24 protein-coding genes are annotated in these 26361 nt (G+C 56.6%); 10 read left to right on the forward strand and 14 right to left on the reverse strand.

Going from position 1 to position 26361, the window contains the following annotated elements:
* Nucleotides 1–2: 2 nt before the first annotated feature.
* The 8 genes from P8S53_RS17940 to P8S53_RS17975 form a co-directional block, all read right to left on the reverse strand.
* Nucleotides 3–1007: an ABC transporter permease gene (locus tag P8S53_RS17940; protein WP_277807201.1), complete on the reverse strand. Its 1005-nt coding sequence runs from the start codon at nucleotides 1005–1007 to the stop codon at nucleotides 3–5.
* 115 nt (nucleotides 1008–1122) lie between these two features.
* Nucleotides 1123–3024 carry an ABC transporter substrate-binding protein gene (locus tag P8S53_RS17945; RefSeq protein WP_306417968.1) on the reverse strand — a complete coding sequence of 634 codons (1902 nt, stop codon included), beginning with the start codon at nucleotides 3022–3024 and terminating at the stop codon, nucleotides 1123–1125.
* A 224-nt stretch (nucleotides 3025–3248) separates the two neighbouring features.
* Nucleotides 3249–4760 carry an alpha-N-arabinofuranosidase gene (locus tag P8S53_RS17950; RefSeq protein ID WP_277807203.1) on the reverse strand — a complete coding sequence of 504 codons (1512 nt, stop codon included), beginning with the start codon at nucleotides 4758–4760 and terminating at the stop codon, nucleotides 3249–3251.
* Between the two features lie 130 nt (nucleotides 4761–4890).
* The gene (locus tag P8S53_RS17955; RefSeq protein ID WP_277807204.1) at nucleotides 4891–5820 is read right to left on the reverse strand and encodes a transcriptional regulator; all 930 of its coding nucleotides are present in this window, start codon (nucleotides 5818–5820) and stop codon (nucleotides 4891–4893) included.
* A 161-nt stretch (nucleotides 5821–5981) separates the two neighbouring features.
* On the reverse strand, nucleotides 5982–6371 hold the full coding sequence (locus P8S53_RS17960) for a hypothetical protein (RefSeq protein ID WP_277807205.1): 390 nt from the start codon (nucleotides 6369–6371) through the stop codon (nucleotides 5982–5984).
* Complete coding sequence (locus tag P8S53_RS17965) at nucleotides 6371–7393, reverse strand: M48 family metallopeptidase (protein WP_277807206.1); 1023 nt, start codon at nucleotides 7391–7393, stop codon at nucleotides 6371–6373. The genes P8S53_RS17960 and P8S53_RS17965 overlap by 1 nt, the downstream gene beginning before the upstream one ends.
* Entirely contained in the window at nucleotides 7390–8463 is a 1074-nt protein-coding gene (locus tag P8S53_RS17970) for a YjgN family protein (protein ID WP_277807207.1), read from the reverse strand. Before P8S53_RS17970 ends, P8S53_RS17965 begins: the two co-directional genes overlap by 4 nt.
* 303 nt (nucleotides 8464–8766) lie before the next feature.
* Nucleotides 8767–9030, reverse strand: coding sequence for a hypothetical protein (locus P8S53_RS17975; protein WP_277807208.1), 264 nt, complete (start codon nucleotides 9028–9030; stop codon nucleotides 8767–8769).
* Nucleotides 9031–9369: 339 nt separating this feature from the next.
* Here P8S53_RS17975 and P8S53_RS17980 point away from each other — a divergent pair, with 339 nt between their 5' ends.
* Together P8S53_RS17980 and P8S53_RS17985 are read left to right on the forward strand one after the other, a co-directional pair.
* A complete protein-coding gene (locus P8S53_RS17980; protein WP_277807209.1) occupies nucleotides 9370–10092 on the forward strand; it encodes a hypothetical protein in 723 nt (240 codons plus the stop codon).
* Nucleotides 10089–11720 carry a tetratricopeptide repeat protein gene (locus tag P8S53_RS17985; protein ID WP_277807210.1) on the forward strand — a complete coding sequence of 544 codons (1632 nt, stop codon included), beginning with the start codon at nucleotides 10089–10091 and terminating at the stop codon, nucleotides 11718–11720. Before P8S53_RS17980 ends, P8S53_RS17985 begins: the two co-directional genes overlap by 4 nt.
* Before the next feature lie 424 nt (nucleotides 11721–12144).
* Here P8S53_RS17985 and P8S53_RS17990 read toward each other — a convergent pair whose 3' ends face one another.
* Nucleotides 12145–12855, reverse strand: a complete 711-nt coding sequence (locus P8S53_RS17990) for a sugar transferase (protein WP_277807211.1) — start codon at nucleotides 12853–12855, stop codon at nucleotides 12145–12147.
* Nucleotides 12856–13055: 200 nt separating this feature from the next.
* Nucleotides 13056–13466: a hypothetical protein gene (locus P8S53_RS17995; RefSeq protein WP_277807212.1), complete on the reverse strand. Its 411-nt coding sequence runs from the start codon at nucleotides 13464–13466 to the stop codon at nucleotides 13056–13058.
* Between the two features lie 198 nt (nucleotides 13467–13664).
* Here P8S53_RS17995 and P8S53_RS18000 point away from each other — a divergent pair, with 198 nt between their 5' ends.
* The 5 genes from P8S53_RS18000 to P8S53_RS18020 all read left to right on the forward strand — a co-directional run bounded on the left by P8S53_RS18000 (nucleotide 13665) and on the right by P8S53_RS18020 (nucleotide 20043).
* Nucleotides 13665–14309 carry a hypothetical protein gene (locus P8S53_RS18000; RefSeq protein ID WP_277807213.1) on the forward strand — a complete coding sequence of 215 codons (645 nt, stop codon included), beginning with the start codon at nucleotides 13665–13667 and terminating at the stop codon, nucleotides 14307–14309.
* Nucleotides 14310–14391: 82 nt separating this feature from the next.
* Nucleotides 14392–15804, forward strand: coding sequence for an O-antigen ligase (locus P8S53_RS18005; RefSeq protein ID WP_277807214.1), 1413 nt, complete (start codon nucleotides 14392–14394; stop codon nucleotides 15802–15804).
* On the forward strand, nucleotides 15801–16616 hold the full coding sequence (locus tag P8S53_RS18010; RefSeq protein ID WP_277807215.1) for a metallophosphoesterase: 816 nt from the start codon (nucleotides 15801–15803) through the stop codon (nucleotides 16614–16616). The genes P8S53_RS18005 and P8S53_RS18010 overlap by 4 nt, the downstream gene beginning before the upstream one ends.
* Before the next feature lie 144 nt (nucleotides 16617–16760).
* Nucleotides 16761–18953 carry a polysaccharide biosynthesis tyrosine autokinase gene (locus P8S53_RS18015; RefSeq protein WP_277807216.1) on the forward strand — a complete coding sequence of 731 codons (2193 nt, stop codon included), beginning with the start codon at nucleotides 16761–16763 and terminating at the stop codon, nucleotides 18951–18953.
* 655 nt (nucleotides 18954–19608) lie between these two features.
* Nucleotides 19609–20043: a hypothetical protein gene (locus P8S53_RS18020; protein ID WP_277807217.1), complete on the forward strand. Its 435-nt coding sequence runs from the start codon at nucleotides 19609–19611 to the stop codon at nucleotides 20041–20043.
* Nucleotides 20044–20103: 60 nt separating this feature from the next.
* On the opposite strand, the gene P8S53_RS21460 is transcribed toward P8S53_RS18020, so the two are convergent.
* Nucleotides 20104–20214, reverse strand: coding sequence for a hypothetical protein (locus P8S53_RS21460; protein ID WP_373418555.1), 111 nt, complete (start codon nucleotides 20212–20214; stop codon nucleotides 20104–20106).
* A 219-nt stretch (nucleotides 20215–20433) separates the two neighbouring features.
* Between P8S53_RS21460 and P8S53_RS18025 the strand changes: the two genes are divergently transcribed.
* The 3 genes from P8S53_RS18025 to P8S53_RS18035 all read left to right on the forward strand — a co-directional run bounded on the left by P8S53_RS18025 (nucleotide 20434) and on the right by P8S53_RS18035 (nucleotide 23358).
* Entirely contained in the window at nucleotides 20434–21318 is an 885-nt protein-coding gene (locus P8S53_RS18025; protein WP_277807218.1) for a UTP--glucose-1-phosphate uridylyltransferase, read from the forward strand.
* Nucleotides 21319–21546: 228 nt separating this feature from the next.
* Nucleotides 21547–22587 carry a four-carbon acid sugar kinase family protein gene (locus P8S53_RS18030; RefSeq protein WP_277807219.1) on the forward strand — a complete coding sequence of 347 codons (1041 nt, stop codon included), beginning with the start codon at nucleotides 21547–21549 and terminating at the stop codon, nucleotides 22585–22587.
* A 66-nt stretch (nucleotides 22588–22653) separates the two neighbouring features.
* A complete protein-coding gene (locus tag P8S53_RS18035; protein ID WP_277807220.1) occupies nucleotides 22654–23358 on the forward strand; it encodes a FadR/GntR family transcriptional regulator in 705 nt (234 codons plus the stop codon).
* 153 nt (nucleotides 23359–23511) lie between these two features.
* Here the strand turns inward: P8S53_RS18035 and pdxA are convergent, their stop codons facing one another.
* Genes pdxA through P8S53_RS18050 form a run of 3 tightly spaced genes read right to left on the reverse strand, consistent with a single transcriptional unit; the run spans nucleotide 23512 to nucleotide 26361 of the window.
* Nucleotides 23512–24492: a 4-hydroxythreonine-4-phosphate dehydrogenase PdxA gene (gene pdxA / locus P8S53_RS18040; protein WP_277807221.1), complete on the reverse strand. Its 981-nt coding sequence runs from the start codon at nucleotides 24490–24492 to the stop codon at nucleotides 23512–23514.
* A 13-nt stretch (nucleotides 24493–24505) separates the two neighbouring features.
* The gene (locus P8S53_RS18045) at nucleotides 24506–25480 is read right to left on the reverse strand and encodes a phosphoglycerate dehydrogenase (protein WP_277807222.1); all 975 of its coding nucleotides are present in this window, start codon (nucleotides 25478–25480) and stop codon (nucleotides 24506–24508) included.
* Nucleotides 25477–26361: a dihydrodipicolinate synthase family protein gene (locus P8S53_RS18050; protein WP_277807223.1), complete on the reverse strand. Its 885-nt coding sequence runs from the start codon at nucleotides 26359–26361 to the stop codon at nucleotides 25477–25479. Before P8S53_RS18050 ends, P8S53_RS18045 begins: the two co-directional genes overlap by 4 nt.

Genomic DNA, 26361 nt, shown 5'->3' on the forward strand with positions numbered 1-26361 from the left:
ATCTACTCCACCGTGATGCGAGGGTCGAGGATGGGATGCAACAGATCGACGATGAAGATTGCACCGGCCACCGCCGTGATCGCAACCGTGGCCACCGCCAGCACCAGCGCATAATCGCCCGCATTCACTGCCGCGATCAGAAGCGAGCCAAGGCCCGGATAACTGAACACCTCCTCGGTGATGACGGTGCCCGAGAAGATCGCGCCAAGGGTCATTGCAAGGGCCGTCAGTTGCGGGACCGCGGCATTGCGGATCACATAAGACGCAACGATCGTGCGCTTGTTGACGCCCGCCAGTTCGGCATAGGTGACGTAATCTTCCGAAATGATATTGGACACCAGCGCGCGCATACCCAGAAACCATGTGCCCAGCCCCACCAACACCAGCGACAGCGCCGGCAGAATTGCGTGCGACAGAACCGATCCGATGAAAGGCCAGTTCCAGCCGGGACGCACATTCATGGCAAACCCGCCAGAGATTGGCAGCACAGGCCAGACAAACCCAAAGACAATAAGCAAGATGAACGCGACAATGTAATACGGGATCGGCTGCAACCCCATCGCCACGATACCGACACCCTTGAGCACGCGGTTATTCTGGTAATACCCCGCAAGCCCGCCCAGAATGTTGCCAATCAGCCATGTGAACACGACCGCAGTTGCCAGCAGGCCCACTGTCCATGGCAGCGCGCGCATGACCAGCGTTGTGGCTGGCGTGGGAAAGGCAATCAGCGACGGGCCAAGATCAAGAACAACAATCCGGCGCCAGAAGTTGATAAACTTGCTCCAAAGCGGTTCTTCAATTCCGTAAAGCGCGGTCAGTGCGGCGCGCATATCGGCCACAGCCTCGGGGCTGAAATTCGACCTGCCGGTGATCCGGTTGATGGCCTGTTCGACGGGATTGATCGGCGAAAGATGGGTGATCAGAAACGCGGCAGACACGCCAAAGAATATCACCGCAAGCAGTTGAACCGCTCTTTTGGTCACAAACAACAGGTAATTCTGCATTCTCATCCCTCTCGCACGACGCGCGGCCGATCAGGTGCAAGGCCGCCTTGGGGTGGGGGTGCAAACCCGGACCGTTACACAAACGGTCCGGGTCAGTTGGGGTGATCTGGCAGGGTCAGTTCCCTGCCCGCTCCAGCTGCGTCAGGATATACCGCGAATTCGACCAGTTGTTGACCGGGTTCGCATAGGGATTGTCCGCCGAAGGATATCCCGTCCAGTATCGTTCCGACATGACAGCAAAGACATTGTAGCTCATCACCGGAATGATCGGCATTTCTTCGACCATCAGGCGCACGAATTCCAGTCCAAGCTCCAGATTGCGTGGATCGTCAAAGCCCGTGACACGCACTTCTTCAATGATCCGGTCAAGTTCAGGGTGCTGCCAGCGCTGCCAGTTGCGCGCAGGCTGGATTTCGCCGGGGTCTGCCACATATTGCGAATGCCAGCTGTCCAGGAAATAGGACAGATCAGGGTGACCGCCCCATGTTTCCACACTCCACCAGATATAGCTGTCGTAATTCCCGGCATTGCGCTGGTCTGCATGGTCAGAGGCCACGACAACATCGACCGCCACACCCGCCTGTGTCCAGTTCTGGGCGACCATTGTGCCAAGACGGTTGATCACGCCATCACCGGGGATCATCAGGGAAAACGCGAAGGGTTCGCCATTCGGCATGATCCAGTTATTGCCCTGACGGGTAAACCCCGCATTGGTCAGCAATTCGGTGGCCGCGTCAATGTCCTGGCGCCACCAGCCCTGACCAAACGCCGCGCGGATTTCCGCAGGATCACTTGGCACGGCATCGCCATATTGCGGGCGCACCATATCGGCAATGCCCAGCGTCAGGTCGGGATCATAGGGCCGGATTACCGATGTGCCTGTATCAAGCTCGAACTCTGTCAGCCATTCGTTCATCGGGATGTGGTAATCCGTGGGGTGCGTCCCGGTTGGCGGGATGGCGATGGCCGACATTGTCGCTGCACCACGATAGGACGCCATCGATATCGCGCGCCCGTCCAGCATCAGCGCCAGCGCCCAGCGGACATTGCGATCCTGAAACTTCTCGTTCTGGTGGTTGAAGATCACACTTGGAAGTGTCGGGTCCGGATGGGCGTAAGGAAAGCCCTCAAACCAGCCGCGCGCTGTCTCATCCTGCTGAACGATCGAAAACATGCCTTCGGGCGTCAGATCGTGGATCATATCCAGATTGCCGTTGCGCATCTCGATCAACCGGCGGTCTGTGGGGCCGCCGTCGCGGTAGATCACATATTGCGGGGCGGGTTCGCCAAATTCAGCCATGGCTGTGCGGTCCCAATCCTCGCGCTTTTCCCAGATATACCACGATCCGTTCGGGTCGTAGCTGTGCAGCGTATATGGCCCAAGCCCGACGGGCGGGTTGTTGTCGAAGGACAGCACGTCCTCGACATCCTCAAATATGTGCTTGGGCATGATCCAGGCCGCGTTCCAGCGCACCTTGAACACCGAATCAAACCGCGAATTGGGGGCCTGTAGCGTGAAATGGACGGTATAGTCATCAACCGCCTCGACGGTTTCAACCTGCTGCGAGAACACGCCACTCCAGTTCATGCCGGGCGTGTCTGCCTGTTTTTCTACGGTGAAAACTACGTCATGCGCCGTGAATTCTACGCCATCACTCCAGTACACACCGGGGCGCAGTTCTACCGTCATTTCCGTGTAATCATCATTGTAGATCGCAGGTCCGGTGGCCAGCGAATTATAGGTCACACCGTCGATCCCTTCATTGGGGTCGATATACCAGAACGTGTCCATACTCAGCTGATGCAGCCCCGTGGTCCAGCCACCGCCCGCAGGCACCCAGATGTTGAACCACCCCGGATTTCGGATTGTGCCTTCGGGGTTTTGCAAGATCAGTGTCTGATCTCTCGGAATATCTTGCAGCGGTGGTGCTGCAGGTTCGTCTTGCGCCAGCACAGGTGTGCCAAGCAACGCAGCGGCAACGCCGGCGGACGCCAGAAACGCTTTCCAGTTACGCATCATTTCCTCCCATTTTAATGGACGCCCCTCCGCATCCATAGTGCAGTGTTACGTTCGATGGTTACTCTGTCAAATTATTTGGCGATATTCACCCGATAATCTGATATGAAAAAACCTACGCTATTTTTACTGCTACCAGACCCGATTATTGTGACATCGGGGCAAATAATTTTTACCAAAACACCCCGCAAGCAGCTTGTTTCTGCCTGCGGGGCGGACAAGATTTACCGTCCCAGCCGGATCATCTGGTAGGAATAGGGTGCCAGCGCCGCTGTCAGCGTATCGCCATCAACTGCTGCACCCGCCCCTGCCTTCGGCGCAACCTCCTTCTGGTTGTCCGCGACATTTACCGCGCGCAGGTCATCATGTGTCATGACCTGATGGTCAATGACCTTCAGCCCGTCAAACCCTTGCAGGCTGATCGCAAGATCAACCGTTTCCGTGGCGTGGCGGTTGATTGCAAACACAGTCACCGTTCCGTCATCTTCATTATGGACGGCGGATACATCGGCAAAGGTCACGCCCTTGTAATTTTCGGTATCATATGTCGGGCAATCGAAGGTCAGTTGCAGCGCCGTTCCCCGCCCGAAACGCGAGGCAAAATAATAGGGGTAGTAGATCGTCTGGCGCCAGGCATCCCCGCCTTTTTCGGTCATGATCGGCGCAATGACATTCACAAGCTGCGCGATGCAGGCAATTTTCACCACGTCGGAACGGCGGATAAACGTATTCAGAATCAGGCCAACCTGAAGCACATCCTCAAAGTTATAAATATCCTCCAGCAAGGCGGGCGCATGCGGCCAGCCCTGTTGCCCTTCAAGGATTTTGCGGTCCTGTTCGCGCGAATGATACCAGACATTCCATTCATCAAAGCAGATATAAATGTCCTTTTTCGAGCGCTTCTTGGCCTTGATAAAGTTGATCACACCCTGCACAGCAACGATGTAATCATCAAGTTTATGGTTTAATGCCAGATAGTTGGCAGCATTGCCTTCGGGGTTACCAAAATACATGTGCAGTGAAATGTAATCGACAACATCATAGGTGTGTTCCAGAACCGTCGCTTCCCATTGCGGGTAGGTCGGCATGTTGGAATGACTTGATCCGCACACGATCAGTTCCAGATCCTTGTCGAAGGCCCGCATGGCCTTGGCGGTTTCTGCGGCCAGTTTGCCGTATTCCACCGCGTCCTTATGGCCGATCTGCCAGGGGCCATCCATTTCATTGCCAAGGCACCACATCCGCACGTTCCACGGATCTTCGCGGCCATTGGCACGGCGCAGATCACTCCAGTAACTGCCGCCCGGATGGTTGACATATTCGACAAAATTGCGCGCTTCATCCAACCCGCGCGACCCAAGGTTCACCGCAAGCATCATCTGCGTATTGGTGCTGGCGCACCATTCGGCAAATTCGTGGATGCCCACCTCGTTGCTGTCCGACGTGTGCCACGCCAAATCCAGCCTGACGGGGCGGTTTTCTTTCGGCCCGATCCCGTCTTCCCAGTTATAGGCAGAAACAAAGTTGCCCCCCGGATAGCGCACGACCGGCACATCCAGCTCTTTCACCAGATCGATCACATCTTGCCGCATGCCGTTTTCATCGGCGGTCGGATGGTCCGGTTCATAAATGCCGGTATAAATCGCCCGGCCCAAATGTTCGAGAAATGCCCCATACAGGCGGTCATCAATCTGCGCGACCTTGAACTGGCGATGCGCGATACCTGTGGCTTCCATAACTTCCCCCCTTATCGCCCCGAATAAAACCCAATAATCGGGTGCATATCAGTTTTATGCGATACAAACAGAAGACCTGTCAAGAACTCTCTTGAAAGGTCGGGCGCGCAGGGGGGTTGGGGGGGGCGTGCTACGAGGCCGTTTCAAGCCGCATGACAATGTCCTGATCGTAATTGCCAAAACCGCGCCCGAAAATATTGATGCCACCCGGATGACGCGCATCATTGCTGATGCCCACGCGCAGACGTATCGAATGATGATCTGCCACATCCAGATCATCGAGGGTGACATCTGAAATCCGCATCCCGTCGACAAACGTGCCCTGCCCGTTCACAGTGAAGGTCTTCAGCTTGCCATATTGCGAACCTTTCAGCTTCCACCAGTCGGGGGTGTAGACACCGCGCTTGTCACCGTAATCCCCCGGCGATGTCCATGTGCCCACTTCGGTGCTGTTCACCCAGACCGAAATATCCGAAGGCCAGTCCGCACTGGTTCCCGGCACTTCCGAACTAAGTTCCATCGAGAAGCTGACAGATTTAAGCGTGTCATGCATAAGGTTGACGTTATTGGGAAACTGATATTCGACATATCCGCGCGTGAACCAGATCAACCCCGCCCGCATGCGCCCCGGGTCCAGAAATGTTTCAGGCACATCCAGCAGCCCGATAATTCCGTCGGTGGTGCACAACCCGCAAGGTGCACTGACGGCGCAGCCCGTATACAGACCGATGGGCATCGCCACCTCGATTGCCGCTGTATCGACGGGCGCTTCCTCCGGTTTGAACGCGACAAGTATTTCATCATAGACCATAAAACACATCTTCTGATTGCCCTTGCGCGCCTTATGCGTTTCGGTGCGCAACAGCCCCGCATCTTCCAGAATGGCAACATTCGATGACACGGTCGATTGCGGCAATGACAATGCTGTTGCAATGTCATTCACGTTCATTCCGCGTGATTTCTGGATAAGCTTCAGAATATTGACCCGCACATTCGATGCCAGCCCCTTCAGAACAGCCATGTCCTGCAACGGGTCGATCATGAGAAAATTACGTGCCATTCAAATTTCCCGGTTCACTGTCAATATTGATGCTGAAAGCCAAGCCCGAAAGCCGTGACGACTTGATCAGGCGGCGGATAGCAAGGTGCTTGATCGCGTCCCTGATTGCAATCCCTTAAAGAATTGCCGCCCCGCAGCCGCGGCAGGCCCGCCTCATACCATCACGGGCAGGACGTATGCCGCCATCTGGCCATGCACCCCTGTTCATCGAACCCGATATAGGCCGCGTTTTCCGCATCGGTCGAAAACGGCAACGGGGGCGACACCTCAATATGCAGCCAGCCTGACAGTCCGGCCGGCGCATGGCACCACGAAACCCCGTCAAGCGCGCCCCTATACCATCCGCGCGCGTCCGCCGCAGCAATCACCGCATCGCGCGATATGCAGCCATCATAGGCCAGATCCGCGAAGAAATCCGCCCGCGCAAGGGTATGGGCTTCGGTTGACGCATCCAGCGCGAAGAAATCCATCTGGCGAATTTCACGCCAGACAAGCAGCGCCAACAAGACCCACGGCACGGCAATCAGCGACAGCTTCAGCGCGCGCCACATCAGTGCGCGCCGATCATGCGTATTTGTTCGCGGATCACCTCGACCCGTCGTTCGTGGCTGGGGTGCGAACTGCCCCATGATGGCAGCGGATCGTTTAGCCCCATTTCGGTCAGGTGATCGAAGAACCGCACAAGACCATGCGGATCGAACCCCGCGCGATGCACGATATCAACCGCGAAGGCATCCGCTTCGAATTCATGTTCGCGCGAATAGGCAAGCTGCAACAGCAGGTTGCCTTCCAGCAGCAGCGATTCCAGCACCGGTCCGGTATCGCCCGCAAGAAACCCTACCACGGCATAGATGCCAAGCGCACGGTAGATCTGTCGCAGGCTGTGGCGGTGGGTAACATGGCCGATTTCATGCCCCATCACGCCCGCGATCATGTCGGGATCATCTGACAGGCGCACCAGTTCATCGGTCAGCACGATGGTCCCCCCCGGCATCGCGAAGGCATTCGGCCCCATTGGACCGCTGCGGAATTTCAGCCGCATGGGGGTGTGCCCCTCGTCCGCGGTCAGCGCGTTGGTCAGGCGGTCAAAGTCATTCTGCAATGCGGCTTGTTCGTCAGTGGCAAGGCTGGTTGGTTCCAGCACGAAGCGGTCCATGCTGCGCAGGGTATGCTCGTCCAGTATGCGCGCCAGATTGGGCGGTGTCAGCCAGACAGCCACCGCCACCAGCACCCCCACGCCATAGCGCCACACGACCCATACGGCCAGCATCGTGGCCAGCACAAACCCTGCCAGCCGTGGGCGGAAGGCTTCGGCGCGGTGCAGCGTGTTGTCTGCGGGGTTCAACGCGTCCAGCGCATCCAGCTGGTCCGTTTCAAACAGCGCCCCGTCCGGCAGCGTCACGCGGCGCGGCGTGCGCCCGACAGGGGCCGCAAAACGAAAGTCTGACACCGCACCTGTGGCAATATCCGTGCCGTCCGCCGCCAACAGCCTGAAGCGATCCCCTTTGCACACAAGGATCGCTTCATGCATGCGAGAGCTGCCCGCATAGGTCAGCCGACCCTTTATCGTCATGCAGGCAGCCCCAGATCAATCGCCTCCATATCGGTGTAGGCATCGCCGAATGCCCCACCTTCGGGCAGGATATCCCCGATAAAGGCGTCCAGATCACCCGCAATCATCACCTGTGTATGCGCGGCAAGAAAGCGCGCCATGCGCACCTTGGCCCAAGGCAGCATCAGGCCCAATGTCATGATCACCACCACTGCATTCGAAAGGCCAACCCAGACATACCCCCCGACCGGCATATTAGAATGCAGCGCATGCCCCCCGTCGATTTTGGTGCCGCAATAGATGATGTTGCGCATCATCGCGGCATAGACCATCCCGCCCAGCACAAATGCCACGGCAGCCCCGATATAGGCGCGCACCAAAATCCAGACGAAGGATTCCATGCCGTCGAACCCGCGATTTGCGCGAAAACTCCCGTCGCTAAAAAGCTGCATTAATGTCGGGATCGTGCCCGCGAATGTCAGCGCAAGGGTAACAAGAACAACCCCGACAAAGGCCAGCATGGCCATGTAGAATGGCCCGATACTGCTGTCGAAACTTAACCGCGACCGCCCAATCAGGTGATGGCCGACAACAAACCGCCGCCGCGCACGATCCGCAAAAGGATAGGCCAGATACAGCGTCAGCGCACTCAGCACCGGATAAAGCAGATAGACCAGAAAGGCCCGCCACGGTTTGCCGTCGAAATTAAAACGCACATTGGCCCATGTTGTCACCCGCGCGTTAAACCGCAGCGACCGCGTTACCAGCCACGGAAACAGGAACAAAAACCCGATTATCACCAAAAGCAGCGCCAGCGGCACAAGGGCCAGAAGCTGGAAGATGATGAAGCCCGCGACGATAATGATCCGCCCGATCAGAATTTGCATGCCCGTGGCGTGATAGTCGAACCGGCGGTCCGCTATTTCGGTATTTTGGTAAAAATACTTGTTGGTCCGCACCTTGGCCCATGCCGAATAGATACCGAGTGTCACGATCGACAGCAGCAGGTTAACGATCCAGATGCCAAAGTATTCGCGGGCATTGCCATGAAACAGAACGCGCCGGGGGCGCAAGGAGGAAGGGTCGTGCACGTGGGAATTCCTTGTGATGTGTCGATGCTGGCGGCAAGCTGCTGGCGGAGTTGTTAACCCCTCGTTACGCATTTCTCAAGCCGGTCGCCGGGACTGCACGCCCGCGCTGCCTTCGAGACAGCATTTGGCGCGCATATCCAGCCGTCATGCGGGGTCTGCGCGGGCAACCGTCCTGAACTGCACCTGCGATGGGTGGCAGGGGACCAGCTTGACGCCCACTTGTGGCAGCGGACCGTTCAGTGTGGCCCCCCCCAACGCCATCAGCCGCGCGCAGGGTAATCCTGTCACCGGGGCGGAACACCATCATGCAATCACCAATGCATGAATTCCGGTTGCTGTCGTACCCGTTGCCCGCACCCGGCAAATTCCAACAGGCAAAAGCGCCAGATCACCTACGACAACCGTGCGTGTTTGGTTGCGGATCGTGACAACACTCAGCGTGCCGCCTTCTTCAACATAAAGCGCCGAGGCCGCAAGCGGCAGATCATCGGCGTCATTGGGGATAACAGGCAGAATATCTGTTGCAGGACCTGCGGCGGTCAGCGCATGCGACTTGAAAATGTCCATCTGGGCAGCCTTTCATATAAGAGCATTCTCTTGCGTCAATCCCAACGCTAAGATTGACCCCATGTTCACTGTTTTCGCTTAGGAATGGCCAAACAAGGCGCACGCTGCGCGATGCAACGCCGTGTATGATCTTGGCTATTGCTGCATCGCGCATCAGAAAAGCGCACCTTCTTTGGGCAGCACTGGAAAAACACGGTGTTACGGGTTTCACCCCGGTCGCGTTTTCCCTATGGTGGTATATGCTTTGAACCTGAATGGGAGAGTGTTTCATGACATTTTCATCAGCGACCTACACCAAGATCGCGGCGTCAGTTTGCTTGTTTCTGGTCGCGCGGCCTGGTGACAGTTTGGGTTCAATCGCTCAAGCGCAGCGGGGCAATGCGCGTGCTGTGTAACCTGAACACCGACAGGCTGGAGGGTCGCAACAGAGTCTTTACCGGGATGTCCTTGCGTTTGTTCGACTCGGGTGAGGATACGTCCGTATCCGCGCCGATTGTGGGTCACTCAGAGATTGCGGAAAAACAACAAGCGGCGGCGATTGACATGACCACGCAGTGTGCCTTTGATGTGGATCTGAGTGCCGCGCATGCAGGCATTATGGGCGGGGCCGGGCAACTGCCGGAGGGATGGCTGCTCTTGGATTTTTCCCGCAGGGCCGAGAGGAAAGCTGAAATCGTCGCCGCAACAGCGGATTATCTGGACGTCGAAATTACGCAGACAGCATCAACCGGTGCGTCAATCCTGCAATTCACCGATGCCGGAAACTGGATGGATACCCACGTTGGCGATTCCTGGACCTTCTCTGCTGAGCTTGCTTTGATTTCCGGCAGCTTTAATGAAAATGGCGCTGCCTCGATGAGTGGCACAGACCGCGATGAGTTGGGCCGTATTCACTTGACTGATGACATTTCTATTGATGACACGTTGCGCGCGTTTTTCGGGAAAACCATCATTTCTGATCCGGAAGCTGCGCAGATGAACGCCGGTTTTCGTGTTCAGTCCAGCGGATCATCGCAGGCAAAGTTTCGGATAGGGCGGACCGTTCTTGAGAAGAATCCTTGAAAGGGCCTGTAACCCTACGCGTCCACAGACCAAGCAATAATCCAGGCCGTAACACGCATCATAAATCACTTACCTGTCGTCTTCGGCGATCACCAACACCTCCAAGCGTAAGGCCAGAGCCACCCGCCTTGCGCAAAACGAGAACTAAGCTAGAAAGGAATAGTCTCATGCGTTTTCCAACTCTTGTTTCGAAGCTTGCGCTTTGTGTTGCCCTCGGGGCCACTGGTCTGGCGACAACGCCCGTGTTTTCCCAAACCGAAGCAGGTGCAAATACTGCGGAAGATGCCGATTCCAGTGATAGCACCGCGCCGCGCAATTTGCGCGATCTGCGCGCGGCCCTGAACGAAGATATCAGCGCAGATGAGCGCCAGCAGGTTTTCACCGAGTTGGAAATGCTGGGCGAGGACGGCGATGCAGGGGCGCTGATGACGTTGGGCAACGCCTTACGGAGCGAGGGCGAAATTGCCCGTGCAATATCTGCCTTCGAAGCGGCGGCAGAACTTGATGAAATGCAGGCCAATGTCGTGCTGATGCGTCTACTTGGTGACGAAGATAGTCCTTTTTTTGATCTCGATCGCGCCTCCGAATTCATGCTTGATGCGGCCGCCGCCGGGCATGTTGGGGCACAGATAGCGCTTGCCAGCGCATTGCTGGACGGTAAAGGGATGGACGCGGACCCAGCGCAGGCGCGCCAGATCCTGTCTGATCTGGCTTCGGAGAACGCGATTGCAGCCCAGCAGGCTGGCAACCTGGCGCGCGATGGTGTCGGTGGCCCTGTGGATGGTGCTGAAGCCGCCCGCCTTTATCGCATGGCCGCAGAGTCCGGACGCGCCGCAGCATGGTTGCCCCTTGGAGCTATGCTACTTACGGGCGAGATTATTGATCGCGATCCTGCCGGGGCATTGGAGGCATTTCAAAACGCAGCAGATGGCACGCATGATCGCATCGCGGAACGCGCGCGGATTTTGTTGTTGCGCGGTCATGCTACCGAAGCGTTCGAAGATTTGTCGGACCCTTCGCAAATTGCCCCGCTTGCTTCGGAACCGTTGGAAGACGGGAACATCGGCATTGCCCGATTTATCGTTTCCAGCGCATCTGATTTAGTGCCAGATGAAGCTCTCGCCAGAGCATTGGAGATTTTGGAAGAGGGTGCGGATGATGGCAACCAAGGGTCGGCGGCATCCCTTTTTGCCTATTGGCTACGCGAGCGTGACCAGCGTTCTGTCGAGGCGACACGCGAACTGAACCGCATAATGGACATGCATTCAGACTTGTTGCCAGAGCGTGCAACCCTGCGCTTCAAGATCGACACTCTGGCACCGCCTGCGCGAAGCGCGGCACAATTTCAGGAGTTGACTGACCTGTTGATGAGCGCATCGCCTGAAGAACTGCCAATCGCTTTCATTGTTTTGCGCCGACACAATGTCAACGCTTATGTTTATGTTGTTCAGAGCTTCCTTGAAACAGACGGTTACTACACAGGGGCAAAAAACGGGTTGCTTACCGGTGCGACCATCACGGCCATCAACCGTTTCTGTGCTGATGCAGGGATAAGCAGGGAATGTGCATTAGGCCCGCTAAGGGGAAATGTTGTGCGCAGCATAGGAACTGCATTGGCGGAACGTTGAGGGGCAGCGTGGGGCCTGCACTTTCGGCCCTACGCGCGCGTGCAGTTTAATGCACGCGCGCTTTATGAGACGATAGACATGCGGTATTGTTGTGATCGCTTGGATTGACGGCTCATCTTGGCAACTCAGACCATATTCATTGCCTGTGGAGTGCAGCACGGTGCGGTTGAACACTTACGCTATGGGCTGATCACCGCGATGATCACGTTCCGGACCGGCGGCATGAACACCAGGCGCTGGCGGCTCAACATAGCCTCGCGTGGTCCGCAGATGCCTTCAGTGCAAGTGCGGCGGATGCCATCTAGTTCCGCTGGCATTCACACGCAATAATCTCGCTCTTTGGTCGCTCACGTCAATCTCGCTCTTTGGTCGCTCACGTCAGAGAAGCGGCAGAAAGCCGCTTCTCAATTTTCCGCAGCATGTTCTAGTATCCGTTGCGAACAACAACGACCTTTAGGGTTCGTAGGATAATACTAAAATCGCGCAGCAGCGACGCACTTTTGTGATATGCTATGTCATACGCTACGCGCTGTTCATATGTTGCGTCGTTACGACCGCTGACCTGCCACAGACCTGTGATACCGGGCCGCATCGCCAGATACGCCGCCTGCCCTTTGTCGTAATATGCCAGCTCGTCGCGCACCACGGGTCTGGGGCCGACGATGCTCATCTGACCTAGAAGAACGTTGAATATCTGGGGCAGTTCATCCAGACTGGACTTTCGCATGAACTGGCCAAAGCGAATGATACGAGGGTCGTTTTTCAACTTCCGTGTCGCGTCCCATTCTACCCGGGCCTCGGGGCATGCAGCAAGATGTTCATGTAGCTTCTGTTGCGCGTCGGGAACCATTGTGCGGATTTTCCAGCACTTGAATTCCTTTCCGTCCTTTCCGACCCGTGTATGCCCGAAGAACGGGAAATGACCGTCGCGCGCCACGATTGCTGCGCAAATCAGAATAACTGGCAGGGTGAACCAAATAGAGAATAAAACAAATGTAACGTCTAGTACGCGCTTTCCCGCCCGAAGATAAACGCTGCGGGGGTTGGAAGCCGATATCTCAGCCTTGTGACCGTCAAAGGACTGCGCACTTGATCCGAGGTTATAGTCTGCGTCTGAACTCAGAGAACGATCCATGAGCTGTTTCCTCGTATTTTTCTAAAAGTTTAGTGGCAAAACCGGGCTATGCACAAAACAAACCACCCCACTTGCGGAGGGTTCATGATACCAAATGGAGAATACTCAAAAACACGCCAGCAAAACTGGAGCGCCAAAGCGCTCTGTGTTTGTGCTGGAACTAGAACTCTACCAAGCTCCAGATACCCGAAAACCGAGTATCAGGAAGGGCTTGCAGTTTGACCTACGGGCGACAACGTAACCTGCGAACCAGCCTGAATCTGAGCCGCTGCTGTCTGGATGGAGGCCCGCTGCGCAGCGTTTGTTGAAAGGGATGCCGCTTCAACCAGAGCGGGCGCGATGGATGCACGCTGCGCCTGAGGCAAGCTTTGTGAAGCGGAGATCGCTGCACCTGTCACTGCCGCTATTTCTGCGTTCAGCTGAGCGGCAGGCAACCCTGCTGCCTGAAGCGTGGCAACTGCTCTGCGGATCGCAGCGGCGCAGGCCGCACCACTGGTTGAGCAGGACGTTTCAATATCAGCAAAATCTACAAGAGATTGCGCGTTTGCACCGGTGCTCATCACCAGGCTTCCCGACAACATCGCGGCGGCCATCAAAAGTTTCTTGTTCATGTGGACAACTCCTTTAAAAGTTTCATGATCCTTACCACCTAACCCCGGCGTGTAACAATAGCTTGACTTAAAATTTACCTATTTCTGCGTTCGATCAGGCGCTAATGTGCTTGTTTTCGCCGATAAGCCCGTGATACCTAGGATGATGCATATGATTTGTGCAGTTTATAAATTTTTTTCGTAAAGTCAAAGGCCGCGATGAAGCTGCTCTGGTATATCTCATCACTCGCGATTCTGGCAAGTGTTGGCGTCACGTTCGCGCGGGAATATTCGGCCGCCCAGTTCGCGCGTTCTTCTGATCTTGAAATGATTCGCACACTGTCGGAAACTCCGGCGCGACTGCGTGTACCGCTAAGCGTGCGGGCGCAGCGCGAAGTGTTCGAGGCTTGCGCGACAGTGCAGGACAGCCTTTTTCTGGGCATTCAATCTTCTGAAACCCGCGAAAAGGTGACATCGAACTGTATATCACTGGCAGATGCTGCTTTGACGCGCAGCCCGACACTGTCTGCGGCCCATGCTATCAAGGCGCTTTTCGCGACGGATCCGCACGACGCTACGCGCGCTGTTGTCGCATCATGGATAACTGCGCCATACGACGCGTGGGAAGCGCGCTTGCGCATATTGCGGGGTTTTGCGTTGCGTGACATGGGGTTCGAAGATGTCACGCCGGTTATCGCGGCGGATGTGGCTTTCATGATGCAGGCACACGCTGGCCGCGCCTGGCTGGCGCAGTTTTACTGGAGTGATCCTGTCATCCAGCCCGCGTTGATTAGCCTTATCGAAACACGCCCGGGCGATGAACAGACCGCCTTTTTGTCACAGGTGCGTCGCCATGCTCGCTGAACCCAGACCCGGCCACATCAAAAAGCCGAAAAGCCGAGTTGTGGAGAACAGCCCCACCAAAGCTATCGTGCCAAGAGTGTCCATGCGCTATGCGCGGATGAATTCGCTGACAGGGCGCTTGCTGGTGTTTCTGGTGATCCTGAGCGCCATCCCTGTCGCGTCCAACCGTCCTGCATGGTGGCTTTTGGCGGCGTTTTTGGTTGCTTTGGGCGCGTTGGGGTATCTGTTGCGCGCGCAATACCTGATGGGTGCGCAGCGGCGTTTGCAGGTAATACAGATGCGCGGGTTCATTCTGCTTGCGCTGGTGGTGCCACTTTATGCGGTGCTGCAAGCGCTGCCTCTGGCGACGCTTCTGCCCGCTGGGCTGACAAGCTTGCCCGCCATCGTGCCTGCGGAAATCTGGCCCACCAGCATTTCGGTTTCGCGGGATGCATCGCTGCTTGGGGCGATCCGCGCGATGGGGTTTATCCTGTTTCTGATCCTTGTGTTCGAGATCGGAACCCAGCCTGTCCGGTCGCGGGGGCTGTTGATGCTGCTGATGCTGGGTATTTTGCTTCACGCAATATTCGGGATGGTCGCGCTGCGGGTGCTGGATGATTTCGCCCTATGGGGCACAAAGGAAGCATATCGTGGCGTTTTGACGGGCACGTTTATCAACCGCAATTCCATCGCAACATTTCTGGGCTTCGGTCTGGTCCTTGCACTGGCGCTGACGCTGGAGCGCGGGCATCGCGCGTCCCTGGCCGAAAAAGACCGCGGCCACGCAACCCTGCTAACCCCCCAGCGCCTTGAGATCATGGCCCTGTGGGCAGCTATTCTGGTGCTGGCTTTGGCAATCCTGCTGACCGAATCGCGCATGGGCGCTTTCGCAACAGCCGTTGGCGGGTTTGTAACCTTTCTGGTGCTGCGCATCCGCTTTGGCACGGCAGTCATTCGGATTATCACGGAAGCTGCGATTGTGCTTGTCGTGGCAGGGGTTGTCTTGCTGTCATCGGCTGGCAGCGGTGTGACCGAACGGGCTTTGTTCACGGTTTTGCAAACCGCGGACCGCATGGCGATTTACGATGTCGTTCTACGCATGATCGCAGAGCGGCCGCTTACGGGGTTTGGCTATGATGCATTCCCTGCCGCATTCCAGCTTTACCGTGACGAAGGGCTTATCTCACACTTGTATTTCGACATGGCGCATAACACCTATCTGACCCTTTGGGTAGAACAGGGCCTGTTGGTGGGGTCGGTGCCGATACTGTTGTTGCTGTGGGCTGTCGTCCTGATCGCAGGCAGGTTTCGCAAGGGCGAAGGCGATCCCGCCGTGCTGGCCGGTGCATTGGGTGTCATCTGCGTGGCAGCAGTGCATTCGCTGGCTGATTTCAGCCTTGAAATCCCCGCAAATGTCTATTGCTTTTTGTTCATTGTTGGACTGGCAATAGCCCCTGCGCGCAATGTGTTGTCCGCAACACCCGCAAGCATCACGGCAAGTGATCCGGCTAAATGAGTCTGTTGTCGCTATTTCAGAAGAAACTGGGTGTCCGGCCTATTGGCGCGCCTGCGGACAGCGCCGAGATACCGGTGCTGGATCTGGAAGATGGTCCTGTCTACGCTGTGGGCGACACACATGGCAGCCTGTCATTATATAAAGAACTGGAAAACTCTATCCTGCGCGACGCCGCTAAATTTTCCGGGGTTGCGACCATAGTTCTGCTGGGCGACATGATCGACAGAGGACCACAAACAGCCGCGTTGATCGACCACCTGCTGCGGCCCGCGCCAGCCCCGTTGCGCCGCGTTTGTTTGCGTGGAAACCACGAAGCCATGATGCTTGCATATCTGAACACGCCGACGGCCAATGCAAACTGGCTGGATTTTGGCGGGGCCGAGACACTGGCATCTTACGGCATCAGCATGGACCCGGACGCACTGCGCCGCAGCCCTGAACGCAAACTGCGCCAGCTACTGGCCGCGCATATTCCTGACAGCCATCTTTCATTCCTGCGCCGCACCCTACCCGGTTTGCATGTCGGCACTTATCTGCTGGCCCATGCTGGCGCCGATGCCCGCGCGCCCCTGACCGCGCAACCTTGGCAAGCCTTGCTTTGGGGCAGTGAGGGCCTGATCGCGCCCAATGACCTGACGCTTGTTCATGGGCACGTTATCACGCCCGACCCTGAAATCGGTGCAAGATCGATCGGCATTGACACAGGTGCTTATGCGACAGGCAGGTTGACCAGCTTGCGCTTGATCGCAGGCCAGTCACCTGCGGTTCTGACCCTCAAGGATGGGTCAGAGTTCAAGAAACTATCACAGTAACCCAAAAGTAAGTCGAAACCGGCGAAATTTGGCATAACGGAACAAAGACGTCTTTTGTCTGCCGACCGCCAATGCTAACGAAACGGGGGCATGCTTGGCTTTGCCATGCTTAATAGGACATTTATCTTGGTCGAAGGAAGCAACGTGGAGTCACCTGATATTGATCTGAAGGAAATCATAGGCATTCTGCGTCGTCAGGTCCGGCTTATTGCTTTATCCTTTGTTGTCGTGCTGGTGCCGGTGATCATTTACCTGGCACTCGCAACTCCGATGTATCGTGCCACCGCGCTTATTGCGATTGATGCTGGTGAGTCCAATCTGCTGGACCCGCGCGAAGCGCAAAGCAGTCAAAGCGCTATCCTTAACTCTCGTGTCGATGGCGAGGTAGAGGTTCTGCGCGCTGATTCAACCATTTTGGCTGTCGTGGAAAAAGGTGATCTGGTGCGCGACCCTGAATTCGGGGCAAGTTTGGGGCTTCGTGAAAAGATCGCCATCGCCCTTGGTCTGGAAGGCGCAACTGACCGCCTGCGCCGCGCCGTCGGTCTGCGCACTGCGCCGCCCCGCTCTGGTGAGGCACTGGTCAGAAGCACAATCGGCAAAATGCGATCCTCGGTCGAGGTGCGCAGGCGTGGCCTGACATATCTGATTTCCGTAGGCGTGACTTCGGCTGATCCGCAACGCGCGGCCGACTTGGCTAATCTGTATGTGGATACATACATCGAGCGTCAGGTCATCAACAAGACCGACTCGATCATGGCGGCGCGGGACGTTTTGCAAAGGCAGACGGAGAACGCGCGCTTGAACCTGACCAGAATAGAGGATTCGCTGAATTCCTTTATCGATGACAACCTCGCGCGGCTGGAAGCTTACAGCAACGACCCCTCTGTCAGCCGGATCAGGCGCGAGCTGGAATCTGCACAATCTTCGCGCACCACCAATCTTGCTGCGCTTGAAGCATCGGAAGACGCGGCAGCACGCAGTGACTGGATGACCGTGGCCGCAACGCTGGAAGATACCGCGATAGAGCAATTGGCGCGCGAACGGGAAAGCCTGCTTAACCGGCTGAGTGGCGAGACAGCAGGTTCGCAGGCAGAGGTCGATCTTCGTGCGGCCCTCGACTCGATTGAACAGAACCTGACCCAGTCACTGGCCGAAGTCCAGGACACAGTCGAGACGCAGCTTGCGTCCATCGCGCAAAACGAAGCCGAGGCCCGAGAGCAGTTGCGCGATGCCTTGTTGCGCACTGATATGTCTTCGGAGGTCATTTCTGACCTTTTCAACCTGCAACAAAACGCCACGATTGCCCGTGAACAATATCAACGTTTGCTGTCGCGCGTTCAGGATCTGAATGCACTGGCCAATGTCCAGATTTCAGATGCGCGGGTCGTCTCGGAAGCGCTTCCCCCAACATCGGCCGCATCACCGAACAAGCGGCTGATCATTTCTGCGACTTTGGTTATTGCTATCGGCCTTGGGATCGGAATTGCACTGTTGAATGAATACTATATCGGCGGCATCACGTCACTGGCGCAACTTGGCAATCTAAGTGCGGCGCGTGCCGTGGGCGCAATTCCCGACACATCGCCCAACGGAGATGTGCAACTTTTGGGCAATCAGATTCTTGATGCGCCGCTATCACAGTATGCCGAGAGTTTCCGGAAATTGCGACTCGCGTTGGATACCAACCTGAATCAAAGTCGTGCCGAACGCATGCAGGGTGGCGAAGTGAAAACGCCGGGAACTGTGATCCTCGTATCCTCCGCCCTGCCGGGCGAAGGCAAGTCAACCTCGGCCATTGCCTTGGCGCGAACCTATGCAGCATCCGGTAAACGCACCTTGTTGATTGACTGCGACCTGCGCAAACCATCGATTGCGCATTACCTTGACGCCAATCAGGAACACGGTCTGATCGACTATCTGGACCCCGATAGCACGCACAAGCAACTGGAACCGTTTGCCGATGTCCTGAAGAACCTGATTATTGTGCCCGCAGGCCATCGCAGCACCAAGCCAACGGATCAGTTGATTAATTCAGAACTGTTTCTGACTATGATTTCGACAGTCCGCGAAGAATTCGACATCGTGATTCTGGACAGTCCTCCGGTTCTGCCGGTGGTAGATAGCCGGTATCTGGCCCAGGTCGCTGATATCATTGTGATGATCGTGCGATTTGCCAATACGACACAAAGCGAATTCCGCGAGGCCGCGACACAATTGGCCGAAGTGGCGCAACCGGGGGTCCGCCTGTTGGGTGCGCTGAACCGCAACGCGGGCAATACCAGTCGTCGCTATTATGAAAGCGGCTATGCAGGCTATTACGGTGAAGAAAAGGCCTGATACTGGATTCTGACACGAATAAAGCAATTTCAGAAAAAGTTGATAGACTTTTTCGGCTCAAAATTGCGACGAAACAGAAGCTTAAAGCGTTTCTGGCGGTTCAACGAAACGCCGAAACGCTTTAGGTGCCACCACCCTGACTGCTTCTTATGGGCCGCGTGGCCTTGCGCACCACAGCAACTCCGCACAGCCCAATCACCGGGCATCCGACCCTTTGAACTCTGCCTGGCGGTGTATTTCCGCGTGACCAGATGGACACGCCGGCGAACAGATTGGCAAAGGGCGGCAGCAACGCCGGAGACGTTTTCCCCCTTTATGCTGTGCGCACCTGCACGATACCCGAAGCACCCTGCCCGGAACCAACTTGCGTTGCAGGCCAGGTCGTGAACAAGCCGCGCTTGCACTTCACGGCAGACACATAAAATCCAATTGAATTGCCATTGTGGCGCCGCAAAGCGGTCACGTCAGGGCAAGGCTGACAGCGTCAAATCCCAACAGGTCGGGAGTGGGTCTCGGCCGGATCAGGGCCAGAAGGCCCTTCATCCAATTCGGGATATTCGACATGCTGAACATAGTTCCCCCGCCGCAGCGGGCATTGAACTTTTGGCCTTTTTCCAACAAGACATCTTTGACATTGCATCAGATGCGGGCAGCATTGGCCAGCATATTGATCATCGCGTTATTGCAGGGGGCCGGGCCTGCCTTTGGACAGGCGGCGCCTGTCAACGTGGTTCGCAATGACCTTGGCGGCAGTATCCCTGCCCGTCTGGAGATGATTACCCAGTTGCGCAACGCTGGACACCGCATCGAGATACGCGGCAACTGCGCCTCTGCGTGCACAATGTATCTTGGCCTGCCCAATACCTGTGTCGCACGGAATGCGCGACTTGGCTTTCATGGCCCGTCTTCGCAATATTACGGTATCTCTTTGTCCCCGCGCGAATTTGACTATTGGTCAAAGGTTATGGCCGATCATTATCCGGGGGCACTTCGTAACTGGTTCATGACAACGGCCCGCCATACCACCATGGGGATCATCACCATCACTGGTGCCGAGGCGATCCGCCTGGGCGCGCGTGCCTGCGCATAACACCAGCGCCTGAAACGACACTGACCCCGTGAATAGTCCGGGTTATTGGCCCATCCTATTTCATGCACCTGTCTGCCCCTGAAGCGGCGATAAACGACCAGCGCCAGTAAGCCGCCATCGCGAAACAACGCGCCGAGAGATGGGAACCCCATTTCCGGCGCGACTGCACACACACCATAACAAGATCAAGGGCGCATGCTGTGACAAGGCGTTCTGCTCGCGTTGGGGATAACATTCTGGTGCAGCACATAAATTAGCCGCCCAATGGCCAAAACCATTCCGACAGTTCAAAGAATCTGGCGCATTTTATTGACGCTGATGGGCAATGTTTGGCATGTCGGGTAAAGGTGCAATGCCAATGGTACCAAAGTTTACAATAAGGGACGCATTATGACACGGATCACCAAAGCCGTTTTCCCCGTAGCTGGCTTGGGGACACGGTTCCTGCCCGCCACCAAGGCGATGCCAAAAGAACTGCTGCCAATCATAGACAAACCGATCGTGCAACATGCCGTAGAAGAAGCGATTGCGGCGGGAATTACCGAGCTTATCTTTGTCACCGGGCGCAACAAGCGCGCCGTTGGGGACCATTTTGACACGAACCTTGAACTGGAAAACCAGCTGGCGCAGGCTGGCAAAACAGAAATGCGTGACATGGTGCGAAATATCGTGCCCAATGGCGTATCATGCATCTTCATTCGTCAACCTGCCCCCCTTGGCCTAGGGCATGCCGTCATGTGCGCGGCCCCCGCCGTCGGCGATGTCCCGTTTGCAGTGCTTCTGGCCGATGATTTCATGCGCGGCCCGGTCCTGCCAACCCAAATGCTGCTGGACGCACATGAAGCCACGCCCGGCAATTTCCTTTCGGTTGGCGAAGTCCCGATCGAAGATGTCCATAAATTCGGGATCGTGAAGCCCGGTGCCACACGCGCTGACGGGACGGTTGAGGTTCTGAAAATCGTGGAAAAGCCGCGACAGCAGGACGCACCATCGCAGATTGCATCCTATGGGCGCTATGTATTCGAGCCAGAGATTTTCGATATTCTGAAGGGTCTGGCACCCGGTGCAGGCGGCGAAATCCAGTTGGCAGATGCAATCGACATTCTGGCAGCACAAGGCAAGGTTTCGGCACTCATCAATACCTCGCGCCGCTATGATTGCGGATCAAAGCGTGGGTATCTGCATGCAATTTTCGACGTCGCGCAGGAAGACCCACACTACCGCGACTTCATGCTGGACCTGATGCGGCGCGCGCTGAAAGATGCAGAAAGCTAAGCGGCAACAATCCCTGCGGCCGCAGCGGCGCGGCTTCTGCATGCTGTAGCAATTGCAGACGCACTTTCGAAATAACTTACGGACAATTGACACGATCAGGCGGCTTGCGTGGCGTAGGGTTTCGACACTGTATACCCGCCTGACGGGTCCTGGATTATGGTGCGCATGCTTGTATTGCTTTCTGTAAACTTGTAATATCCACTTTCTTATTATTAGGAAGCGGGCAGGATGCGGCTACTCTTGATTTCGGACGATCTGACAGGTGCGCTTGATAGTGCCGTCGCGTTTGTTCAGCGTGGCCTTTCCGTCATATGTGCGCTTGATGAAAGCGCCATTCCTGCCGCTGTTGCGCAAGATCCGGATGTGCTTGCCGTATCCCTAAACAGCCGTGAAATAACTGAAAACCAAATGAAAATTCGCCTATCCGGCGTGTTTGACACTCTTCAAGATTTACCGAAGTGGCGCGATGCAGTCCTGTTCAAGAAAATTGACAGCCGCCTGAAAGGGCATCTGCGGGCGGAAATGTCCATGCTGTCCTTTGCGCGCCCCTGCGTAGTGGTCTGCCCTGCTGTTCCGCGTCTGGGCCGGGTTGTAAAGGACGGCTATCTGCAAGGGACCGGTGTAAGCGCCCCGATTGATATCGCCGAAAAACTTGGGCTGGACAGAAGCCATGTGATCGACGCGCAAAATGCAGATGATCTGAATGCCGCTTTGCGCAATTCTGATCCTTCATCCACCTTGTTTGTCGGTGCTGCGGGTCTGGCCGAAGCGTTGGCGTGCAGGCTGCACCCGACTGGTAAGTCTGGCACACTGAAACCGTTTGCGGGGTCGTCGATTTTCGCAATCGGGTCGCGTGATCCTGTTACACTGGATCAGTTGACATCCTTAAGTGCTACAGCCGCACCAAACGGGGCAGTGCCTGCCATACCGTCTGCCCACTTGGCGGTCGTTCAAATGACCGAAGGTGCCGCGCCTGTTGCGCCAGAGATCGCAGGCGCGGAGTTCGCGCGCGGAATTGCGCAATTCATAAAGCTGCATCAGCCTGCAAATTTGCTGGCATGTGGCGGGGAAACTGCTGCTGCCATTTTGCGCCAGCTTGGTGCACGACTTTTACGGGTTGATGCGGAATTGCAGGCGGGTGTGCCGGTATCGCGGTTGTTGGACGGGTATCCGGGCCTGCGTTTGATTTCGAAGTCGGGTGGATTTGGCGGGCCGGACACGCTTGCGGAAATCGCCGATATGTTTAGGCTGCCAGCCACAAACTCTTGATGAAAGGCCGCATTTCCTGTGTCTATCTCTCGTATTTCCAGCGGTGTTGAGAAACCGAAAGCGACCTTGTCTGACAGGGTTTATTTCGCGCTTTATAGTCGCATATCGAACGGTGACTATGCGATCAACCAACGCTTGCCGTCGGAAAATACGCTGTCCGGCGAATTGGGGGTTTCGCGGCCTGTTCTGCGAATTGCACTTGAGAAGCTGCGCAGTGAAGGCATCATCTATTCGCGGCAAGGTGCTGGGAATTTTGTTCGTGCGGCGGCGTCCAAACCGGTTGGGTTTGCGCGGGTCGAAACACTGGCCGATGTGCAACGCTGCTACGAATTTCGCATCACGATTGAAACCGCCGCAGCAGAATGCGCCGCATTGCGTCAGAACAAGGCAGTGCTTGATGAAATAGAACATGCGCTGGATATGATGCGCATGGCGACCGGCAGCCGGGAACACCGCGAAGACGCAGATTTCGCCTTTCATATGGCAATTACCAAAGGCGCGAATAACCAGTATTTTGAAGCGTCAATGCGCGCCTTGCGCGAACATATTTATGTTGGAATGCGCATGCATGGCGAATCCCTTATGACGGATGGGGCGGTGGCACTTCAGGCAGTGCTGGAAGAACATGCTGCCATCTTTGATGCGATAAGCGACAGAAACGGCACCTTGGCCGCGAACCTGATGCGCACGCATCTGGAGCATTCCCGCGACCGCCTGTTTGGTGGGGGGCTGCTGGATCTAAGGATGAAAGAGCGCCCCCCCGGCACCTGACAATTCCGGACGCTGGCGCGCATTCAGTCATATTTGCGCGCCATATGAACCAGCGCATGTTGCTCAAAAGTGGGAACCGGTTTTGAGCTTCTCGAACATACGAAATCAATAAGTTAGAGCATATCTCGTGAATGCGAATGAACGTGATATGCTCTAGCGACCCGACACCGCCAGCTTGCCTGCATAGTCCAGCGCGGCCAGCATGTTCACATGATTTGCGCGCCCGCTGCCCGCTATATCGAAGGCCGTTCCGTGATCGACTGAACAGCGGTCAAGCGGCAAGCCCAGTGACACATTGACGGCCGTATCAAATGCAATCAGCTTGATCGGGATATGCCCCTGATCGTGGTATTGTGCAATGACAAGGTCAAACCCGCCAGTATTGGCGCGGTGAAATACCGTATCGGCGGAAATGGGTCCGGCAACGTTGATCCCCTCGGCGCGCGCGGCGGCGACACCCGGCGCGATCTGTGCATCATCCTCGCGGCCGAACAGACCATTTTCGCCACAATGGGGATTGATGCCTGCAACCGCGATCCGCGGGTTTTCCAGCCCCATACGCTGCAAATGACGGTGCCCCATGCGAATTGTATCGCGGACACGTTCGGGTGTGGCGCGCCCGATTGCATCCTTTAGGGATACATGGGTCGACACATGCAACACATTCAGCGTGGGCGATGCCAACAGCATCCAGCTGGACCCCGCATTCGTCAGATGGGCCAGCATGCCCGTATGCCCGTCATAGTGATGACCGGCAAGGTTAAGCGCTTCCTTGTTAATCGGGGCCGTCACAATGCCCTGCGCCTGCCCTGACATGGCCAGTTTCACAGCGGTTTCAATATAGCGAAATGATGCCTCGCCACAGGCAGGGGACAAGACGCCGAACTGCCCCGGCAAATCCGGCACATCCACATGAAGCACGCGCAACGCGCCCATAGCCGTGGGTTGGTCGAACGGCGACAATGCAAGTGTCAGGCCGCACACATCTACCGCGCGGGCCAGCGTTGGCAAATCGCCGATAACGGCATAACGCGCGCGCTGCTGCTCGGGCAGCGCCGCCATTGCCTTTACGGTGACTTCTGCGCCCACTCCGGATGGATCACCCATGGTAATGACAATGGGGGTCGTGTTCATACTAAGCTCCAGTTCATGAATCACCTGCGTGCAGGGCTGTGGCATTCAGGCAGCGGTCCGGCAAATGGCCTTGTTCCAGCGTAGCAATATCTTGCAGCACCATCAGCCCGACATTTTCAGCAGCCTCTTGCGTGTCGGCGCCCGAATGCGGGGTGAATACAGCGTTGGGGTGCGAAAAAACCGGATGGCTGACATCCGGGGGTTCGCTTACGAAGGCGTCCAGCGCAACGCCCCCCAACTGGCCGGACTCCAGCGCGGCGGCAACCGCATCCAGATCAACCACTTCGCCGCGCGCAAGGTTGATAAGCCGCGCCCCCGGTTTCATCTGCGCAAGTGTCACTGCATTGATAAGGGCCGCGGTGTCAGGGCCACCGAATACATGCAGCGATACATAGTCGGACTGCCCTAACAGCGCGGGCAGGTCCACCACAGTGATCGCGTGTTCGCGCGCGAAATCCATGTCGGCAAAAGGGTCAGTTGCCACAACACGCATACCCAGCCCGCGCGCCATCACAGCCAGCCGCTTGCCAATATTTCCCAAGCCGACAATGCCCAGAACCTTGTTTCCCAACTGGCTGCCGACCCGCCGGTTCCAGCCCCCTGATATGACCGACCCATGACCCTGCGGGATGAAACGCGCCAGCGAAAACATCAACCCAAGGGCCAGTTCCGCCACTGCATCGGCATTGGCGGCAGGCGTGTTGCACACTGGCAGCCCCCGCGCATTACAGGCGGGAATGTCGATATTGTCTGTCCCCACGCCGTGCTTGAGAACCGCTTTCAACCGCGATGCGCCGACAAGCGTGTCCGTTGTCACCGGCGTCAGCCCGACAACCAGATAATCCGCTTCCCTTATATGCCGCGATACCCCGCCATCGTGCAGGTCGGGGTCCGTGCAGCGAATAAGCGTCCAGCCTTTTTCCGCGATTATGCCCGGCACGCTGCCATGTTTGCCAAAACCCGGTGATGTGGTGACAATGACTGTCATGGCCGCAACCCGCGTGCCTGCAATATCGCGACAATAGCCTTGTCCTGTTGCGGGTCGGGCAACAGGGCTGGCTGGCGTGACAAACCTACCGACGGGTCATTCATATACAACGCACGTTTGACCAGCGCAGGCGGGAACCCCAGCGCATACAGATCCTTACGCAAACCTGCGAAATTGTCCTGCGCGCGGCGTGCCGCATCCAGATCGCCGGAATTAAAGCCCGCAACGATGGCCGCCAACACATCAGGTGCGACATTGCCCAGCCCCGACACAACCCCGGCGCAGCCCTGCTCCAACCCCCACAGAACCAGATGATCGGGGGCGCAATACACATCAAACCCGGGAACGTCGCGGGCCACCTCCAGATATTCCAGCACCGTATCCGGTGATCCACCGGAATCCTTTATTCCGGCAATATTCGGGTGACCGGCCAGCCGCCGCGCAGTTTCCGGTTCAATATGGTTCTGGGTGCGGGCCGGTATGTCATACAGGTAAACAGGGGTTGTCACAGCATCCGCGATGGATGTGAAATGACGCTCCAGCCCGTCCTGTGTGCAGGCAATGAAATAGGGGGTGATCACGGCCACCCCGTGCAGGTGCAATCCATCCACGGCCCGCGCGATCTGCAAGGTTTCATACGTTGACGGGCAGCCGATATTGGCGATGATCTTCACACGGCCCGACACCTCATCCGCCACTTCTTCGATCAGACGAATCTTTTCGGCCTGGGTCAAGGCGCTGAAATCGCCGTTCGTCCCGCAAACCATCAGGTCATTTCCTGCCGCAACCTGACGGCGTGCCTGCGCGCGTGTGGCATCATAGTTGATGCTTTCATCGTCATGAAAGCAGGTCACAAGGGCAACATGGGCGTTGCGTTTCAT

The organism is Roseinatronobacter sp. S2, assembly GCF_029581395.1.
Lineage (GTDB): Bacteria > Pseudomonadota > Alphaproteobacteria > Rhodobacterales > Rhodobacteraceae > Roseinatronobacter.

What these genes read in the sequence shown, in the direction of transcription:
- P8S53_RS17940 (WP_277807201.1), bottom strand. Translation starts at nt 1,007, where the DNA reads ATGCAGAATTACCTGTTGTTTGTGACCAAAAGAGCGGTTCAACTGCTT.
- P8S53_RS17945 (WP_306417968.1), bottom strand. Translation starts at nt 3,024, where the DNA reads ATGCGTAACTGGAAAGCGTTTCTGGCGTCCGCCGGCGTTGCCGCTGCG.
- P8S53_RS17950 (WP_277807203.1), bottom strand. Translation starts at nt 4,760, where the DNA reads ATGGAAGCCACAGGTATCGCGCATCGCCAGTTCAAGGTCGCGCAGATT.
- P8S53_RS17955 (WP_277807204.1), bottom strand. Translation starts at nt 5,820, where the DNA reads ATGGCACGTAATTTTCTCATGATCGACCCGTTGCAGGACATGGCTGTT.
- P8S53_RS17960 (WP_277807205.1), bottom strand. Translation starts at nt 6,371, where the DNA reads ATGTGGCGCGCGCTGAAGCTGTCGCTGATTGCCGTGCCGTGGGTCTTG.
- P8S53_RS17965 (WP_277807206.1), bottom strand. Translation starts at nt 7,393, where the DNA reads ATGACGATAAAGGGTCGGCTGACCTATGCGGGCAGCTCTCGCATGCAT.
- P8S53_RS17975 (WP_277807208.1), bottom strand. Translation starts at nt 9,030, where the DNA reads ATGGACATTTTCAAGTCGCATGCGCTGACCGCCGCAGGTCCTGCAACA.
- P8S53_RS17990 (WP_277807211.1), bottom strand. Translation starts at nt 12,855, where the DNA reads ATGGATCGTTCTCTGAGTTCAGACGCAGACTATAACCTCGGATCAAGT.
- P8S53_RS17995 (WP_277807212.1), bottom strand. Translation starts at nt 13,466, where the DNA reads ATGAACAAGAAACTTTTGATGGCCGCCGCGATGTTGTCGGGAAGCCTG.
- P8S53_RS18000 (WP_277807213.1), top strand. Translation starts at nt 13,665, where the DNA reads ATGAAGCTGCTCTGGTATATCTCATCACTCGCGATTCTGGCAAGTGTT.
- P8S53_RS18005 (WP_277807214.1), top strand. Translation starts at nt 14,392, where the DNA reads ATGCGCTATGCGCGGATGAATTCGCTGACAGGGCGCTTGCTGGTGTTT.
- P8S53_RS18010 (WP_277807215.1), top strand. Translation starts at nt 15,801, where the DNA reads ATGAGTCTGTTGTCGCTATTTCAGAAGAAACTGGGTGTCCGGCCTATT.
- P8S53_RS18025 (WP_277807218.1), top strand. Translation starts at nt 20,434, where the DNA reads ATGACACGGATCACCAAAGCCGTTTTCCCCGTAGCTGGCTTGGGGACA.
- P8S53_RS18030 (WP_277807219.1), top strand. Translation starts at nt 21,547, where the DNA reads ATGCGGCTACTCTTGATTTCGGACGATCTGACAGGTGCGCTTGATAGT.
- pdxA (WP_277807221.1), bottom strand. Translation starts at nt 24,492, where the DNA reads ATGAACACGACCCCCATTGTCATTACCATGGGTGATCCATCCGGAGTG.
- P8S53_RS18045 (WP_277807222.1), bottom strand. Translation starts at nt 25,480, where the DNA reads ATGACAGTCATTGTCACCACATCACCGGGTTTTGGCAAACATGGCAGC.
- P8S53_RS18050 (WP_277807223.1), bottom strand. Translation starts at nt 26,361, where the DNA reads ATGAAACGCAACGCCCATGTTGCCCTTGTGACCTGCTTTCATGACGAT.